General features: G+C 38.1%; 15 protein-coding genes and 2 pseudogenes. 11 read left to right on the forward strand and 6 right to left on the reverse strand.

The features are described 5' to 3' along the window. Positions 1–72 precede the first annotated feature (72 nt). Both AC1UFB_RS11235 and AC1UFB_RS11240 read left to right on the forward strand, forming a co-directional pair. Positions 73–165: pseudogene (locus AC1UFB_RS11235) on the forward strand (DNA-binding response regulator); the annotation flags it as partial. Between the two features lie 146 nt (positions 166–311). Continuing rightward, positions 312–1,013 carry an ATP-binding cassette domain-containing protein gene (locus AC1UFB_RS11240; protein ID WP_100347442.1) on the forward strand — a complete coding sequence of 234 codons (702 nt, stop codon included), beginning with the start codon at positions 312–314 and terminating at the stop codon, positions 1,011–1,013. A gap of 29 nt (positions 1,014–1,042) precedes the next feature. On the opposite strand, the gene rnjA is transcribed toward AC1UFB_RS11240, so the two are convergent. Together rnjA and AC1UFB_RS11250 are read right to left on the reverse strand one after the other, a co-directional pair. Further along, a complete protein-coding gene (gene rnjA, locus AC1UFB_RS11245) occupies positions 1,043–2,710 on the reverse strand; it encodes a ribonuclease J1 (protein ID WP_025909133.1) in 1,668 nt (555 codons plus the stop codon). Between the two features lie 5 nt (positions 2,711–2,715). Further along, positions 2,716–2,925 carry a DNA-dependent RNA polymerase subunit epsilon gene (locus AC1UFB_RS11250; protein WP_025909132.1) on the reverse strand — a complete coding sequence of 70 codons (210 nt, stop codon included), beginning with the start codon at positions 2,923–2,925 and terminating at the stop codon, positions 2,716–2,718. Positions 2,926–3,504: 579 nt separating this feature from the next. Between AC1UFB_RS11250 and AC1UFB_RS11255 the strand changes: the two genes are divergently transcribed. Beyond that, positions 3,505–4,287: a Cof-type HAD-IIB family hydrolase gene (locus tag AC1UFB_RS11255; protein WP_100347443.1), complete on the forward strand. Its 783-nt coding sequence runs from the start codon at positions 3,505–3,507 to the stop codon at positions 4,285–4,287. Between the two features lie 35 nt (positions 4,288–4,322). On the opposite strand, the gene def is transcribed toward AC1UFB_RS11255, so the two are convergent. After that, positions 4,323–4,877, reverse strand: a complete 555-nt coding sequence (def, locus tag AC1UFB_RS11260; protein WP_328101229.1) for a peptide deformylase — start codon at positions 4,875–4,877, stop codon at positions 4,323–4,325. A 152-nt stretch (positions 4,878–5,029) separates the two neighbouring features. Next, on the reverse strand, positions 5,030–5,149 hold the full coding sequence (locus AC1UFB_RS11265; protein ID WP_482589233.1) for a YjcZ family sporulation protein: 120 nt from the start codon (positions 5,147–5,149) through the stop codon (positions 5,030–5,032). A gap of 170 nt (positions 5,150–5,319) precedes the next feature. Between AC1UFB_RS11265 and AC1UFB_RS11270 the strand changes: the two genes are divergently transcribed. The 6 genes from AC1UFB_RS11270 (at position 5,320) to AC1UFB_RS11295 (ending at position 11,825) form a co-directional block, all read left to right on the forward strand. After that, positions 5,320–5,970, forward strand: coding sequence for a YkyA family protein (locus AC1UFB_RS11270; protein ID WP_100347444.1), 651 nt, complete (start codon positions 5,320–5,322; stop codon positions 5,968–5,970). A gap of 569 nt (positions 5,971–6,539) precedes the next feature. Further along, a complete protein-coding gene (pdhA, locus tag AC1UFB_RS11275; RefSeq protein WP_100347445.1) occupies positions 6,540–7,655 on the forward strand; it encodes a pyruvate dehydrogenase (acetyl-transferring) E1 component subunit alpha in 1,116 nt (371 codons plus the stop codon). 3 nt (positions 7,656–7,658) lie between these two features. Further along, positions 7,659–8,636: an alpha-ketoacid dehydrogenase subunit beta gene (locus AC1UFB_RS11280; protein ID WP_025909127.1), complete on the forward strand. Its 978-nt coding sequence runs from the start codon at positions 7,659–7,661 to the stop codon at positions 8,634–8,636. Positions 8,637–8,739: 103 nt separating this feature from the next. Then, positions 8,740–10,062, forward strand: a complete 1,323-nt coding sequence (locus AC1UFB_RS11285) for a dihydrolipoamide acetyltransferase family protein (protein WP_025909126.1) — start codon at positions 8,740–8,742, stop codon at positions 10,060–10,062. A gap of 3 nt (positions 10,063–10,065) precedes the next feature. Next, complete coding sequence (lpdA, locus tag AC1UFB_RS11290; RefSeq protein ID WP_482589236.1) at positions 10,066–11,478, forward strand: dihydrolipoyl dehydrogenase; 1,413 nt, start codon at positions 10,066–10,068, stop codon at positions 11,476–11,478. Between the two features lie 104 nt (positions 11,479–11,582). Further along, a complete protein-coding gene (locus tag AC1UFB_RS11295) occupies positions 11,583–11,825 on the forward strand; it encodes a hypothetical protein (RefSeq protein ID WP_025909124.1) in 243 nt (80 codons plus the stop codon). 79 nt (positions 11,826–11,904) lie between these two features. Here AC1UFB_RS11295 and AC1UFB_RS11300 read toward each other — a convergent pair. Further along, a pseudogene (locus AC1UFB_RS11300) lies at positions 11,905–13,358 on the reverse strand (BCCT family transporter). Positions 13,359–13,597: 239 nt separating this feature from the next. Here AC1UFB_RS11300 and AC1UFB_RS11305 point away from each other — a divergent pair. After that, on the forward strand, positions 13,598–14,614 hold the full coding sequence (locus tag AC1UFB_RS11305; RefSeq protein WP_061784970.1) for a M23 family metallopeptidase: 1,017 nt from the start codon (positions 13,598–13,600) through the stop codon (positions 14,612–14,614). A 382-nt stretch (positions 14,615–14,996) separates the two neighbouring features. Further along, a complete protein-coding gene (locus tag AC1UFB_RS11310; protein WP_076513032.1) occupies positions 14,997–15,122 on the forward strand; it encodes a GapA-binding peptide SR1P in 126 nt (41 codons plus the stop codon). Positions 15,123–15,178: 56 nt separating this feature from the next. Here the strand turns inward: AC1UFB_RS11310 and AC1UFB_RS11315 are convergent, their stop codons facing one another. Then, positions 15,179–16,654 carry an aminotransferase class I/II-fold pyridoxal phosphate-dependent enzyme gene (locus AC1UFB_RS11315; RefSeq protein ID WP_100347447.1) on the reverse strand — a complete coding sequence of 492 codons (1,476 nt, stop codon included), beginning with the start codon at positions 16,652–16,654 and terminating at the stop codon, positions 15,179–15,181. Positions 16,655–16,993: the final 339 nt, after the last annotated feature.

The raw sequence follows: 16,993 nt of genomic DNA on the forward strand, positions 1-16,993 counted from the left end.
CTTGATTCATATTTTACTTGTGGAAGATCAAAGCATTGTTCGTTCAGGAATTAAAATGATGATTGAACAAGAGTTAAAAATCATCTTACGCAAATTTTACATAAGCTAGAGCTGCGTGACCGCACGCAGCTGGCTATTTATGCTGTGAAAAATCACTTAGCGTGAAGAAATCTTCTGACAAGAGGTCAGAAGATTTTTTGTCATGTGACGGAGGTCATAGTTTGGAATAGAAGAAGTGACGGAAGTAAGTGGTGAAGGAAGTGTTGAATTTATAAGATGAAGTAAGAAAGAAAATAAAGGAGTGAAGCCTTATGCTAGAAGTCATCGAACTAAGTAAAGCATACAAAAAAGCGAAAGTAGTAAATAACATCAGCTTGTTTTTAGAACGTGGCGAAACAATTGGATTATTAGGGCCAAACGGTGCAGGAAAGTCAACGACCATTTCTTTGATTTCTTCTCTTATTAAACCGTCAAGCGGTGACATACGTATCAACGGGAAAAGCAGCGTAGAAGATCCAATTCATATGAGACAAATACTGGGCGTTGTTCCTCAAGAGCTAGCTTTATATGATGAATTAACGGCAAGAGAAAATCTCGACTTTTTTGGAAGAACCCAAAGAATGAAAGGAAAACAGCTAGCTGAAAAAGTGGATGAGATTTTAAACATGATTAGCTTAACCGACCGCCAGCATGATCGCGTGAAAATCTTTTCTGGAGGAATGAAAAGACGACTTAACATCGGTATTGCTCAGTATCAAGTGCTTATTCCTCTATTAGCAGTGAGTATGGCAATGATAGGAGGGGCATATTGGCCTCTTGAAATTGTCACATCTCCAGTTATGCTGACACTTTCAAAGTTCGTACCGTTGACATATGGAATGGACCTTTTAAAGCAAGTTGTGCTCTATGATTATGCATGGCAAAAAATTGCGTACTCAAGCCTATTATTATGCATTATTACAGTGGTATTAATGGCTCTTGGAATTAATATTTTAGAGAAGAAACATACGTAAAAAGGATTCGCGTAAGCGAATCCTTTTTCTTATACTTCCATAATGATTGGTAAAATCATTGGACGACGTTTTGTTTTTTCATAGAGGAATGGAGCTAGTGTGTCTGTAATTTCATTTTTAATTTCAGACCACTGAGATGTACGGCGCTCCATTACTTTATTTAAGTGCTTTGTAATTAATGATTGTGCATCGTTAATTAAATCGCCAGATTCGCGCATGTAAACAAATCCACGTGAGATAATATCTGGACCCGCTGCAATTTTAAAGTCTTTCATGTTAATACTAACAACGACGATTACAAGACCTTCTTCAGATAGAATACGACGATCTCGCAGTACGATATTACCAATATCACCAATGCCGCTTCCGTCAATATAAACAGAACCAGATGGGATTTTACCCGCTACGGATGCTTCGTTCTCGCTTAGTGCTAATACTTCACCGTTATCCATAATGAAGCAGTTTTCTTCTTGAACACCGCAGTCAGTTGCTAGCTTGATATGCATCTTTTGCATGCGGTACTCACCATGAATTGGCATAAAGTACTTTGGTTTCATTAAGCGAAGCATTAATTTTTGTTCTTCTTGTCCACCGTGACCTGACGTATGGATGTCATTCAGTTTACCATGAATAACTTCAGCACCAGCACGGAATAACATATCGATCGTTTTGCTTACACTTACTGTGTTACCTGGAATTGGTGATGAAGAGAAAACAACTGTATCCCCAGGGATAATCTGAATTTGACGGTGTGTACCGTTTGCAATACGTGATAAAGCAGCCATCGGTTCACCTTGACTACCTGTACATAAAATTGTTACGCGGTTAGCAGGAATACGATTGATTTGAGATGGTTCAATAAACGTATCTTTTGGACAAGAGATATAGCCAAGCTCCTGACCAATATCAATTGCTGCTTCCATACTGCGACCAAACACAGCGATTTTACGATTGTTTAATACAGCAGCTTCAACAACTTGCTGTAAACGATGAATGTTAGATGCAAACGTTGCGAAAATAATACGGCCTTCAACTTTTCGGAAAATGTCATGAATGCTGTCACCAACGCGACGCTCAGACATTGTAAAGTTAGGGATTTCACTGTTTGTACTATCTGATAGTAGGCATAGTACGCCGTCTTTACCGATTTCAGCCATCTTTGTTAAGTTCGCTGGTTCTCCAACTGGTGTAAAGTCAAACTTAAAGTCACCTGTATGTACAATTTGTCCATTTGGTGTTTTTACAACAATACCGTATGAGTCAGGAATGCTGTGTGTTGTACGGAAAAACGTTACCGACGTCTTGCGAAACTTAATAACGTCGTCTTCTGTAATTTCATGAAGCTGTGCAGTTCTAAGTAATCCGTGCTCATCCAGCTTATTGCGTAGTAAACCTAACGCTAGCTTTCCAGCATAAATTGGAATGTTTAATTCGCGTAAAAGATACGGAATTCCACCGATGTGATCCTCATGACCATGTGTTACGAAAAGTCCACGGATTTTGTCTGCGTTTTTAACTAAATAGCTGTAATCAGGAATTACATAATCAATACCTAATAGTTCATCTTCTGGAAACTTAATTCCGGCATCGATAAGAATAATTTCATCTTGAAACTGTACGGCATAGGTATTCTTACCGATTTCACCTAGTCCACCTAGAGCGAATACCGCCGTCTGATTATTTTTTACAAATTTCATTTTTATCATATCTCCAATACTTTAAAATCTTCGCTGTGTTGCTCATATTCTAAGTAGTCTCCGTCCACTAGTTGAACAAATTCAATGTTAATTGAACGCGCTTTTAACTTTTTACGAACGTCGCGTTCAGACTCTCCTTCTACATAAACAGTTTGTGTGTTTTCACGAACTGGTACTTCTGTTAATTTTTCTTGAAAATATACTTTAAAAATCATAACTTCATTCTCTCCTTAAATCCGAAATTCAAATAACTTATTTTATTATAATATAAAATGTGTATGTATTTCATGTATTTTCTAAAGAAACTTGCTTTCACTACATTTTAGACATCAAAATAACACAAGTCAATTCGTTAAATGCAAAATAGGGACGATTTCTATCGATAAACTTAAATTTTATTGAAAAATTATACGAATAGCTAATATGAAATTATGACTATGTGAAAAAATTGACTGACTGGACTGCTTATTTAAATGGAAAATAAGGGCTATTCTATTTTACGATGCAGACACACGCTCTGCAAATGTATTGATAGAAAGCCCTTAAATCGTTAATTAAGCAATTGATTTTTTTCGTAATAATTCATTCCAACGTCTTAAAAGGCGCTTTCGAAAATCTTTTAGCATGAATCTCATCTCCTTTATATCTGATGAATGCCTGTCTATGTTTATAGTTGTAGTATATGAAAAAAGCGCATAGACTTGCGTGGTTATATATGGAAAGATGGAGAAAGTAGAAGTGGTTTGTTATAATGGCGTGAGAAACGAAAAAAAATAGAAAAGTTAGGTGAAACAATGGACAAAAAAATAGTGTTCTTTGATATTGATGGTACATTGTTAGATTATGATAAAAAATTACCTGAGTCAACAAAGCAAGCGGTAAATCAGCTCAAGGAAAAAGGTTATGAAGTAGCCATTGCTACAGGCCGAGCACCGTTTATGTTTAAAGAGCTTCGAGATGAGCTTGGTATCGATACATATATTAGCTTTAATGGTCAGTACATCGTATTAAATGGTGAAGTTCTGTATCAAAATCCATTAGACGTACAAGAGCTTCAAGCACTCACCGCGTTTGCTGCTCAAAAAAATCATCCAGTCGTTTATTTAGATCATGATGATATGAGGTCTAATATTGAATTTCATGAACATATTGAAGCAAGCATTAGCACGCTAAAGCTTGGCATCACACATCCAATTCATGACCCTTTGTACTATGAAAACCGCGAAATCTATCAAGCGCTTCTTTTCTGTACGGATGGTGAAGAGAAGCCTTACGAAGAAAAATTTAAAAAATTTGATTATATTCGTTGGCATGAATTCTCAACGGATGTGCTTCCTGCTGGTGGATCAAAAGCAAAGGGAATTGAGGTTATGATCAATAAGTTAGGCTATAAGAAAGAAAATGTGTATGCATTTGGCGATGGCTTAAATGATATTGAAATGCTCTCGTACGTAGGAAATGGCGTAGCAATGGGAAATGCCCATGATGAAGTAAAAGAAGTGGCAAATTATATTACAAAAGACGTAGCTGATAACGGAATTGCACACGGTCTTCAACTTGTAGGATTACTGTCTTAACAGAAAAGTAGGAACCTGCACGGGTTCCTACTTTTTTAGCGCATATAAGGGCTTGCATTTTCAGGTTCTTTAAACGGCTCTGCTTTATTAATATGGTCATAAAACATAACGCCATCAAGATGGTCAATTTCATGCTGAAAGACCACAGCTAATAGGCCTTTCAAACGGATTTTAACCTCTTCTCCTTCTAGCGTTGTACCTTTTACAGTAATACGAGCATACCTTGGGACATATCCAGGTATTTCTTCATCTACGGATAAGCATCCCTCACCGCTTGTTAAATACGTTTTTTCAACGGAGTGGCTCACAATTTTCGGGTTGAAAAGGGCATAGCTTTGCACGTTTCCACGCTCATCAGGTGCTTGAATAGCAATCATTCGCTTTGGTACGTTGATTTGAGGAGCAGCTAATCCAATTCCAGGACGTAAATTATACTTGGCTGCAATTTCAGGGTCTTGGCTGTTTTGAACATACTCAAGTAGTTGTCTAAGCGTTTCTTTATCTTCAGCTGTTGCTGGAAGCTTTACTTCTTGTGCTACTTTGCGCAGAGTAGGGTGGCCATCCCTAATAATTTTATCCATTGTAATCACTGTTCACATCTCCCTAACGATATATGGTACTAATAGTTATGACATATACTTGTCAGTTTAATACTATAAAGTGTATCAAAAGACATATGAAAAGTCATCCGAGTTGCTATATGTAGAAGAGAAAGCCACTTGACTTTCTCTTTGTTAACTAATTAACAGCCACCCCAACTGCAGCCAATAATAACAAGTAAAATAAATAGCACAATTAAAAGAACGAATTCTTTATTTGAACCGCCACATCCGTATCCATATCCATATCCTCCGTAATACATAACTAACACACTCCTGAACAGACAGAATCCCCAAAAACACAAACGATTTAACCGTTTTTTCTTGATGGGTTAGTATAATATATTAAAAGATAATAAAATGGTGTAGATGAATTGCTTAATTCGGGCAATAAAGATAAAATAGTGCTGGTATAAGGGAGGATTTACCAAGTATGAAGACTAAAAAAATAGTAAGTGCAATAGGTATAAGTATGATGCTTTTAGCAGGATGTTCAGCAGAAAGCGGAGACGAACTAGAAGTTTATAAAGCGCTTGAGAAAGTCGCTGATCAAGAGAAGCAGTTTATAAAAGAGCAGCAACCGATGACGGCACTCGAAGACAAAGAAAATGTTCTATATGAAGAAATCTTATCAATTGGAATGAAAGAAAAAGAAAAAGTTGACGAAAAAGCAAGCGAAGCGCTCCAATTATTAGATGAACGAGAAGAACATTTAGTAAAAGAAAAGGAAAGTATGCAGCGTTCAAAAGAAGAGTTTGAAAAAGCCAAAGAGAAAATCGAACTGGTAAAAGATGAAGACATAGAGAAGCAAGCCAACAAACTCGCTTCTTTAATGGAAAGTCGCTATAAGGCATACGACTTGATGTATGCTTCGTATGAAGAATCGGTGGAGTTAGACAGAGAGCTATACACAATGTTTCAAAAAACAAACGTGAAGCTAAATGATTTAGAAAACCAAATTTCTTCTATTAATGAGATGTACCAAAAGGTGCAGGAGAATAGTGAAAAGTTTAATCAAGCAACGGATGCTTATAATGAAGAAAAAAAGAACTTCTACAAAAAGGTGAAATCAGATCAAGAATAAAAGCGGGAAACACTCAAAGCAATAAGATTGGCTGTTTTTTGATTTGATATACAACAGTATTCGACATGAATTAAATAGTCTGTAAAACGCTTTCATTTAAAGGGTTTGTAAGAAATTAAACGGTGATATTAAGCAGGTTTTTAAACGGTTATTATAAGACAAGTAGTACAGAATATGTTTGTGTAATAGCACAGATGGATTTAATATTTTTTAAAAGTGTAATAAGGCAAAAAGCTTAAATTTATAAGCGTAAATAGATTGACGAACCGTTTTAATGTGGTGTACACTATTTAGCGTAGTAAGTGTTGTATTAATCATTTTGTTGAAATAATTAATACAGTTTAACGGAATGAAAGTTTCGCTTAAACTTTCCTTTTACTTAAATGTTTGAATCGAGTGCGCCCGGGAATACATAAAACATGTTGAAATACGTAGCGGACTCAAATGGAATTCTAGTCGACAAAAAATGACTTTTAGGTGCTTGTTTTGGGTATCCTAGCAATGTGTATTTTTTTGTTGGATTAGCACATTGAAAAGTAAGGCTTAAATGAAAGGAAGAGGTGACTTAGATGGCTGCTAAAACTAAAAAAGCTATTATTGATGTATCAAAGCAACTTGATAAAATTGCTGAGCAGTACCAAACGTTCCAAATTCTTAATGAAGAGGGCGAAGTAGTAAATAAATCAGCAATGCCAGATTTATCTGATGAACAATTAAAAGAACTAATGACTCGTATGGTGTACACACGTATTCTTGATCAACGTTCAATTTCATTGAACCGTCAAGGTCGTTTAGGTTTCTATGCACCAACAGCTGGTCAAGAAGCTTCTCAACTTGCATCTCATTTTGCATTAGAGAAAGAAGACTTCATTTTACCTGGATACCGTGATGTACCACAATTAATCTGGCACGGTCTTCCATTATACCAAGCGTTCTTATTCTCTCGTGGTCACTTCCACGGTAACCAAATGCCAGAGGATTTAGGCGCACTTTCACCACAAATTATCATCGGTGCACAAATCGTTCAAGCAGCGGGTGTTGCATTAGGTCTTAAAAAACGTGGTAAAAAAGCAGTAGCAATCACTTACACTGGTGACGGTGGAGCTTCACAAGGTGACTTCTACGAAGGTATGAACTTTGCAGGTGCGTTCAAAGCTCCAGCAATTTTTGTTGTTCAAAACAACCGCTTTGCGATTTCAACACCAGTTGAAAAGCAATCTGCTGCTAAAACAATTGCTCAAAAAGCAGCTGCAGTAGGTATCCCAGGGGTGCAAGTGGATGGAATGGATCCATTAGCAGTTTATGTTGCTGTAAGCGAAGCTCGTGAGCGCGCAGTAAACGGCGAAGGTCCAACATTAGTTGAAACATTAACTTACCGTTATGGTCCACATACAATGGCTGGAGATGACCCAACACGTTATCGTACAGCAGAGCTTGATACTGAGTGGGAAAAGAAAGATCCACTAGTACGTTTCCGTAAATTCTTAGAAGCTAAAGGCATCTGGAATGAAGAAGAAGAAAACAAAGTAATCGAGCAAGCTAAAGAAGATATTAAAAATGCAATCAAAAAAGCAGATGACTATCCAAAACAAAAAGTTACAGACTTAATGGATATCATGTATGAAGAAATGCCTTTCAACTTGAAAGAGCAGTATGAAATCTACAAAGAGAAGGAGTCGAAGTAAGCCATGGCGCAAATGACATTGATTCAAGCAATCACTGATGCGTTACGCACAGAAATGAAAAACGACGAAAACGTATTAGTTTTTGGTGAAGACGTTGGCGTAAACGGTGGAGTATTCCGTGCAACTGAAGGTCTTCAACAAGAATTCGGTGAAGATCGCGTTTTCGATACACCACTTGCTGAATCTGGTATCGGCGGTCTTGCTGTTGGTCTATCGACTCAAGGTTTCCGTCCAGTACCTGAAATTCAATTCTTCGGTTTCGTATTTGAAGTTCTTGATTCAATTTCTGGTCAAGCAGCTCGTATGCGTTATCGTTCTGGCGGTCGTTGGAACGCACCAATCACGTTCCGTTCACCATTCGGTGGCGGCGTACACACACCAGAACTTCACGCTGATAGCTTAGAAGGTTTAGTAGCATCTCAACCTGGTTTGAAAGTTGTAATTCCTTCAACTCCATACGATGCAAAGGGTCTTTTAATTTCAGCAATTCGTGACAACGATCCTGTTGTTTACTTAGAGCACATGAAATTATACCGCTCATTCCGTCAAGAAGTACCTGAAGAAGCTTATACAATTGAAATTGGTAAAGCTGATGTAAAACGTGAAGGTACTGACGTTTCAATCTTCGCTTATGGTGCAATGGTTCATTCATCATTAAAAGCAGCTGAAGAATTAGAAAAAGAAGGCGTATCTGTAGAAGTTGTTGACTTACGTACAGTTCAGCCTTTAGATATCGAAACAATCATCGCATCAGTTGAAAAAACTGGTCGTGCAATTGTTGTTCAAGAAGCTCAAAAGCAAGCTGGTATCGCTTCAAACGTTGTAGCTGAAATCAACGACCGCGCAATCTTAAGCTTAGAAGCTCCAGTATTACGCGTAGCTGCTCCAGATACAGTATTCCCATTCTCTCAAGCAGAGGGCGTTTGGTTACCAGACCACAAGGATATTGTAGCAACTGCTAAAAAAGTTCTTGAATTTTAATTGATTGTTACTCTATAGAAATCAGCATTTTGCTGATTTCTATTGTAAATAAGGTATAAAAACCAACTAAACATATTGCAACTAACTAGGAGGTTGAAGACACGTGGCATTTGAATTTAAACTGCCGGATATCGGTGAAGGTATCCACGAAGGTGAAATCGTAAAATGGTTCGTAAAAGCTGGAGATGAAATCGATGAGGATGATGTACTTGCCGAAGTACAAAACGACAAAGCTGTTGTTGAAATCCCATCTCCTGTAAAAGGTAAAGTATTAGAAGTTAAGGTTGACGAAGGTACAGTAGCAACTGTAGGTCAAGTTATCGTAACTTTTGATGCTCCTGGTTACGAAGATCTAAAATTCAAAGGCGACGATCATGACGACGCGCCAAAACAAGAAGCTCCAAAAGAAGAAGAGCAAGTTCAAGCAACAGCTGAAGCTGGACAAGACGTAGAAAAAGCAGCAGCTAGCGCGCAACCACAAGCTGAAGTAGATCCAAACCGCAAAGTTATTGCTATGCCTTCAGTTCGTAAATATGCTCGTGAAAAAGGCGTAGACATTAAAGCAGTTCCAGGATCAGCTAAAAACGGCCGTATCGTAAAAGAAGACATCGATAGCTTCTTATCTGGTAGTTCAACTGCAGCAGCTTCAACAGCAACTGAAGAGGCTCCAGCGGCAACTGAGGCAGCACCAAAAGCTACAGCTACAGCAATTCCAGAAGGTGACTTACCAGAAACTCGTGAGAAAATGAGCGGTATTCGTCGTGCAATTGCAAAAGCAATGGTTAACTCTAAGCAAACGGCTCCTCACGTAACATTAATGGACGAAATTGATGTTACAGCACTTGTTGCACACCGTAAGAAGTTCAAATCAGTAGCAGCTGACCAAGGTATTAAATTAACATTCTTACCTTATGTTGTTAAAGCATTAACTTCTGCACTTAAGAAGTTCCCAGCTCTTAACACATCTATTGATGATTCTACTGATGAAGTAATCCAAAAACACTACTACAACATCGGTATCGCGGCTGATACTGAAAAAGGTCTTTTAGTACCTGTAGTGAAAAATGCTGACCGCAAGTCTGTATTTGAGATTTCTGACCAAATTAATGACCTTGCTGGAAAAGCACGTGAAGGTAAATTAGCTCCTGCTGAAATGAAAGGCGCTTCTTGTACAATCACAAACATCGGTTCTGCTGGTGGACAATGGTTCACTCCAGTAATTAACCACCCAGAAGTTGCAATTCTAGGTATCGGACGCATTGCTGAAAAACCAGTTGTACGTGACGGTGAAATTGTAATTGCTCCAGTATTAGCATTATCTCTAAGCTTTGACCACCGTATCATTGATGGTGCAACAGCTCAAAACGCTCTTAACCAAATCAAGCGTTTATTAAATGATCCAGAATTATTATTAATGGAGGCGTAATAAATGGTAGTAGGAGATTTCCCAATCGAAACTGATACTCTTGTCATTGGTGCTGGCCCTGGTGGTTACGTTGCAGCAATTCGTGCAGCTCAACTAGGACAAAAAGTAACAATCGTTGAAAAAGGTAACCTTGGTGGTGTGTGCTTAAACGTTGGTTGTATTCCTTCAAAAGCATTAATCGCAGCAGGTCACCGTTTTGAAGAAGCAAAACACTCAGAAGATATGGGTATTTTTGCTGAAAATGTAACTGTTGACTTCACAAAAGTTCAAGAGTTCAAAAACGGCGTAGTAAACAAACTTACTGGCGGTGTTGAAGGTTTACTTAAAGGTAACAAAGTAGATATCGTAAAAGGTGAAGCTTACTTCGTGGATAGCGAAACTGTACGTGTAATGGATGAAAATTCTGCACAAACGTACAAGTTCAAAAACGCAATTCTTGCAACTGGTTCTCGTCCAATCGAGATTCCAGGATTCAAATTCTCTGAGCGCGTAATCGACTCTACAGGTGCATTAGCGCTTAAAGAAGTTCCTAAAAAATTAGTTGTAATCGGTGGAGGTTACATCGGTACTGAGCTTGGTACTGCTTATGCTAACTTCGGAACTGAAGTAACATTTGTTGAAGCAGCTGATGAAATCTTAGCTGGTTTCGAAAAACAAATGAGCTCTCTTGTAAAACGTAACCTTAAGAAAAAAGGAAACGTTGAAATCTTCACTAAAGCTATGGCTAAAGGTGTAGAAGAAACTGCTGATGGCGTTAAAGTAACGTTTGAAGTTGGTGGAGAAGCAAAAACAGTTGAAGCTGATTACGTATTAGTAACAGTTGGTCGTCGTCCAAACACTGACGAGCTTGGTCTTGAGCAAGTTGGCGTAAAAATGACTGACCGCGGTGTAATCGAAACTGACAAACAATGCCGTACATCTGTAAGCAACATCTATGCAATCGGTGATATCGTTTCTGGACCACCACTTGCACACAAAGCTTCATACGAAGGTAAAATTGCTGCTGAAGCAATCGCTGGTGAACCAGCTGAAATTGATTACTTAGGAATTCCAGCTGTTGTATTCTCTGAGCCTGAGCTTGCGAGCGTGGGTTACACAGAAGCACAAGCGAAAGAAGAAGGTTTAGCAATTCAAGCTTCTAAATTCCCATTCGCAGCTAACGGACGTGCACTTGCACTTAACGCTGCAGAAGGATTCTTAAAGCTAATCACTCGTAAAGAAGATGGCGTTGTAATCGGTGCTCAAATTGCTGGTCCAAGTGCATCTGACATGATCGCTGAACTTGGTCTTGCAATCGAGAGCGGTATGACTGCTGAAGATATTGCATTAACAATTCACGCTCACCCAACATTAGGTGAGATTACAATGGAAGCAGCTGAAGTAGCAATCGGAAGCCCAATTCACATTGTAAAATAATAGATGAAAAAGCTCGTGCCTCCGGCATGAGCTTTTTTGTTGTAAAACGTGGTCAAGCTGCATATAAGTGATGTAAGTGCCGTTATAAAAGTGAGGAATGAGCGATGGTTAAACCTTTTTTGTACAGCTTGCAGCTTATGATTTGGAGCGGCTATGCGACAGTTGAGCTTTTATCAAAACGTGATGAATTAACAGCAAAAATTATTCTTTTCTTTGTATTTGCCTATTTAGCATATGGAATTGCTAAAATGAATGTACACTCGAAGAAAAAAGCGTTCTTTGTGACGTGTAGCTCGCTCTTTGTTTTTTTTCTAGGCTACACCGTCATTTTTTTATTTATTAGATGATAATAAAAGGATTATTTCGTTTAATGTGAAATTATAACATAGTAAAAGAAGCATTCCGAAAACGGGAATGCTTCTTTTCTTAAATTTTTTTAGGATGTACATCTGCTTTTTTTAATTCTTCTCTAAACGATTTGATGAGTGAGAAGACCGTGAGTACCAGTACGATTGAAAATGGCAATGCTGCAATAATGGCGGCTGTCTGAAGCGCATCTAATCCACCAGTCCAAAGCAGGATAACCGCAGTTAAAGTTTGAATCATACCCCAAATAAACTTCACAGAACTTGACGGGTTTAAGTCACCATTCGTCGTTTGCATGCCGAGAACAAATGTTGCAGAGTCGGCTGATGTAATAAAGAAGGTAGCAATCAAGCAAATAGCGATAATTGACATAACCGTTCCTAATGGAAATTGTTCTAATACATAAAACAGAGCTACTTCTGAGCCTCGCTCGTTAATGACATCCATAACTGGTATGTTTTTAAAGAAGTCTAAATGAATGGCTGATCCACCGAATACAGAAAACCATAAGGCACCAAATATTGTTGGGACGGCTAACACACCAATTAAAAACTCTCGAATCGTACGTCCGCGAGAAATGCGAGCTATAAAAGTTCCAACAAATGGAGCCCAAGCAATCCACCAAGCCCAGTAGAAAATCGTCCAGTCCTGAACCCACGTGTTGTTATCAAACGGACTTAATCGGAAGCTCATAGATGGTAAATACTGAATGTAAGACCCGATTGTTGTGACGAATAAGTCCATTATAAAGTTTGTAGGACCCGCAAATAGTAAGAAAAGCATTAAAAGAATAGCTAATAGGATATTAATGTTACTTAAATATTTAATTCCTTTATTAAGACCCGTTTGAGCGGATAACACAAATAGTACCGTAACAATAATAATGACGATTAGCTGTGTAGTAAAGTTGTTATCAATGGCTGGAGATAAATAAGCCATTCCACCTGTAATCTGAATGGCTCCTAACCCAAGTGATGTGGCTACGCCAAACACAGTTGCAAACACGGAGATAACGTTAATAAGAGTACCTAACCCTCCGTCTACCAGCTTACCTAAAAGAGGACGTAAAATATTGCTAATTACAAAAGGATATCCCTTACGAAATTGAAAGTACGCAAGTGCCAAGCAAGCACTGAATAAATAGCCCAAGGATGTAATCCCCAATGAAAAAAAGAATATCGCATTGCTGCTCGAGCGGCTTCTGCTGTATTTCCATCTCCAGAAGGTGGGGTATGAAAATGGTTAATAGGTTCAGAAGTGCCCCAGAATACTAAACCGATCCCCATCCCTGCACTAAACAGCATGGTAAACCAGGATATATAACTATATTGAGGTTCATCCTCTGTCTTACCTAACTTGATATTTCCATACCGTGAAAAAATTAAAAATAGTGTAAAGCCTAAAAATAGGGTAGCAGCTAATAGGTAATACCAACCGAATTTTTCAATAATAAATTGATGAATAGCACTGGTAACAGGCGTTAAAGCGGCATTTCCTAGCGTGCTTTCTGGAATGACTCCCCAAATAATAAACAAAGCCGCAATAATCACAGAAAACAGAAACACTGGCGTCAGCTTTTTCAATTAGCTCGCACTCCTTTCGTGAAAAAACCTCTTATGTACAGTTTCTCTTTTAACCTTTTTTACTATACATGAAACCATTTTTACACTTTCCTCGTGCAGTACGATTCATCTTTCGTTTAAGACAATGTCAAAGAGGACAAAATGACGTAATAATAGAAAGGGGAGTCCGTATGAAAAAAAGAGTGTGGCTTACGGTAGTTGTTTTAATGGCATGTACCGCTTTTTTATTTATGAAGTTAAGCACGGAAGAGAAAGCAGGATATGTATACAGGGAAGGAAAGGCCTATTTAGATATGACGATTCAATCGGCGGCTTATGATTCTACATACAGCCCGGTCGACCGTCAGCTTCAGCTTGTTGTCGCGGATAACGTTTATATGTTTATTGAAAATGTTCCCGTCGTCCAAATTAATAATGAACTTTTTCCACTCGCTGAACAAGATTTTTTCATTCAAAACAATCGAGCGTTTATATCAGCATCGTTCTTAGAAAAACAAGAACCTAGCTACGTTAAACTTAAAGCAGCGTATGCTATTTTAAAGTCATCTCAATCAAGCGAAGAAGCAGCTCAAGCAGTTAGTACTAAGCAGTTTACAAGAGAAGAAGTGATGCAGTATATGAGTGGGTTAACACCACCACTAGAAAACGCTAAAGCTGATACGTTTCCATCTCATTTGCCAGGAGCTGATCGTACATATCGCCATGGTTTCCATGAAGGGTTAGACTGGTATACATACTCAGCGGGCGTAGTTGTCAATAAAGAAACTGAAGTGTATGGAATGGGAAAAGGCAAAGTGGTACGAGTGGATCATAATTATAAGCCGTATGAATCCGTGGAGCAACGAAACAAAGATTTAGCATATTGTAAAGAGGTTCAAAAGACTCCTGCTTATATCCTGGATAAGCTACGTGGTAGACAAGTATGGATTCAGTATGACAATGGCATGCAGGCACGATTTGCTCATCTAGATCAAGTCGATGAAGAGTTAAACGTGGGTGATACTATTACAAAAGATACGCTAATCGGCTACGTTGGAAATTCTGGTACAAGCGGAGAGGTGCAAAAAGATAATACAGAATTACATTTGCATGTAGACTTGTTGATTAACGGTACCCTGTTTTGGAAAGGGTTATCACAAGAAGACGTTAAAGATGTATTAATTAGCCAACTGAATAATAACGAATAGCTCATCCTATAAGAGATTGAGACATAAGTAGTTCAGCCCCTACTATACCTGAACAATTGAGAGTTCACAACTTTTAATCGTTCAGGCTTTTTTTGATTGGGAAAAACCAGTTTGGAAACAGGGTGGAATGGAGCGTAGCGCAATGGAACGAATGTGTTCAGACAAACTAAAGAGATGGGAACAGCTAGTGTTCGTCTTTTAGAAGCAATCATTTTGTTATATCCCAAACTCTTTTTTTACGTTTGAATGTCGAAAAAAGGCGGTCGAAAAATTAAATGTGACATACTAATTTAGTATTGACAGAATAAATGTTACATACTATTATAATATCAAGAAGAATAAAACGCTTTCAAAAATCTTTGAAACCAAAGGGGAGTTACACATGGGAACTATTGTATGTCAAACTTGCAACTGCACAATTGAACATTTTGAAGATGAGAAAGTGACGCGGCTATATTCAAAATGTAAAGAGGGAGAATGTCAAGCAGTCCATGAAGATTTAGACTAATAAATAGAAAAAGGTGCGCATTATAGCGCACCTTTTTGTTATTGAATTGCTTTTTGTTATTGAATTGCTTTATGTTCTTTAATTACACGTAATGTTTTTAACTCAAAATCTTCCGGTCCTTGAACGGGTAGACCAGCTTCTAGGTTTGTTTGAATATAACTCAGATTCTCTTCCGTAATAATTTCTCCAGGAATAAAGATTGGAATTCCCGGTGGGTATACCATTACAAACTCAGCGATAATTCGGCCAGCTGATTCATGAAATGGCACAACTTCGGTTTCAGCATAAAAAGCATCGCGAGGAGTAACTGCTAAGACTGGAATATCAGGTAGTAAAATAGCTGGTTTTGTTGCTTTTTCAGCTAAGTGATGAACTTCTCTTGACAGCTGCTGTAAAGCGGTAAGTAAGCAATCGATGTCTTCCTTACTATCTCCTGGTGTTACAATACATAAAACATTATATAAATCAGACATTTCCACTTCAATATTGTACGTCTCGCGCAGCCACTTCTCTACGTCATATCCTGTAATACCAAGGTCTGATACGGAAATAATAAGCTTTGTAGGATCTAGGTCGTACGTTGCTTTTGTCCCTAAAATCTCTCGACCAATACAGTGAATATGCTCAATCTTGTTAAGCTCTGTACGAGCATATTCAGCCAGTGCAATAGCTTGATTAGCTAATTTTTCGCCTTCTGTGGCTAATCGCTTACGAGCTACGTCCAAAGAAGCTAGTAGCACATATGATGTAGATGTTGTTGTTAACATACTTAGGATTGCTTGAACACGCTGTGGCGATACAAGCCCTTCGCGAACGTTTAAAATAGAGCTTTGAGTCATTGATCCCCCAAGCTTATGAACACTTGTAGCGGCCATGTCTGCGCCTGCTTGCATAGCTGATAGCGGTAATTCATCGTGAAAATGAATATGAACACCATGAGCCTCATCAACCAAAACAGGTATCCTATAAGAGTGAGCAACTTCAACAATTTTACGTAAGTCACCTGAAATTCCAAAGTAGGTAGGATTAATAACGAGTACCGCTTTTGCATCAGGATGCTGAGCTAGCGCTTTTTCAACTGCATCAGTCGTAATTCCATGAGAAATACCGAGGTTTTCATCGATTTCAGGATGAATGAAAACAGGCGTAGCTCCAGAAAAGACAACGGCGCTCATAACGGATTTATGAACGTTTCTAGGAACGATGATTTTATCTCCAGGCCCACAAGTTGTCATGACCATTGCCATAATAGCCCCGCTTGTTCCTTGGACAGAAAAGAAAGTATGATCTGCTCCGAACGCTTCAGCAGCTAAGTCCTGAGCTTCTTTAATAATACCTTTTGGCTGATGTAAATCATCAAGTGGTCCAATGTTAATCAAATCAATTGAAAGTGCGTTGTCGCCAATAAAATCTTTAAATTCAGGGTCCATGCCATTTCCTTTTTTATGACCAGGAATATGAAACTGAATGGGATTTTTTTTTGCATGTTCCACTAACCCTGTGAATAATGGAGTTGAGAATTGAGAAGTCAACTTTGCTAAACACCTCTTTAATAAAAATAATGAGCGGAGCCAGCTTTTGTACGAAGGTCTCCCGTGCGCTATATTGCTATAACTAAGAATCAGTGAAGATTCATTCTCCACTGATTAAATGTGCATGACATGTAAACTGTTTTATAAAAATAAAAACAATAAGAAGAAATGTAATTTCATACAGTTTCTTCGTTATGTATTCAATAAAACAAATGAATTATAGCACTTATTAATATGTTTGCAAAGGGATTTTTTAAACATATTCGCATTCACTAGTGTTGCATTAAAACAATTCAGCGCTTTATAAAAATCTAAATTTTCAGTAATTTTATCTTTGCA

Source organism: Priestia sp. KCTC 13724, assembly GCF_056820425.1.

Coding starts and splice junctions, on each gene's coding strand:
- rnjA (WP_025909133.1), bottom strand. CDS start 2,710: ATGAAATTTGTAAAAAATAATCAGACGGCGGTATTCGCTCTAGGTGGA.
- AC1UFB_RS11240 (WP_100347442.1), top strand. CDS start 312: ATGCTAGAAGTCATCGAACTAAGTAAAGCATACAAAAAAGCGAAAGTA.
- pdhA (WP_100347445.1), top strand. CDS start 6,540: ATGGCTGCTAAAACTAAAAAAGCTATTATTGATGTATCAAAGCAACTT.
- AC1UFB_RS11295 (WP_025909124.1), top strand. CDS start 11,583: ATGGTTAAACCTTTTTTGTACAGCTTGCAGCTTATGATTTGGAGCGGC.
- AC1UFB_RS11255 (WP_100347443.1), top strand. CDS start 3,505: ATGGACAAAAAAATAGTGTTCTTTGATATTGATGGTACATTGTTAGAT.
- AC1UFB_RS11305 (WP_061784970.1), top strand. CDS start 13,598: ATGAAAAAAAGAGTGTGGCTTACGGTAGTTGTTTTAATGGCATGTACC.
- AC1UFB_RS11310 (WP_076513032.1), top strand. CDS start 14,997: ATGGGAACTATTGTATGTCAAACTTGCAACTGCACAATTGAACATTTT.
- AC1UFB_RS11265 (WP_482589233.1), bottom strand. CDS start 5,149: ATGTATTACGGAGGATATGGATATGGATACGGATGTGGCGGTTCAAAT.
- lpdA (WP_482589236.1), top strand. CDS start 10,066: ATGGTAGTAGGAGATTTCCCAATCGAAACTGATACTCTTGTCATTGGT.
- AC1UFB_RS11250 (WP_025909132.1), bottom strand. CDS start 2,925: ATGATTTTTAAAGTATATTTTCAAGAAAAATTAACAGAAGTACCAGTT.
- AC1UFB_RS11270 (WP_100347444.1), top strand. CDS start 5,320: ATGAAGACTAAAAAAATAGTAAGTGCAATAGGTATAAGTATGATGCTT.
- AC1UFB_RS11280 (WP_025909127.1), top strand. CDS start 7,659: ATGGCGCAAATGACATTGATTCAAGCAATCACTGATGCGTTACGCACA.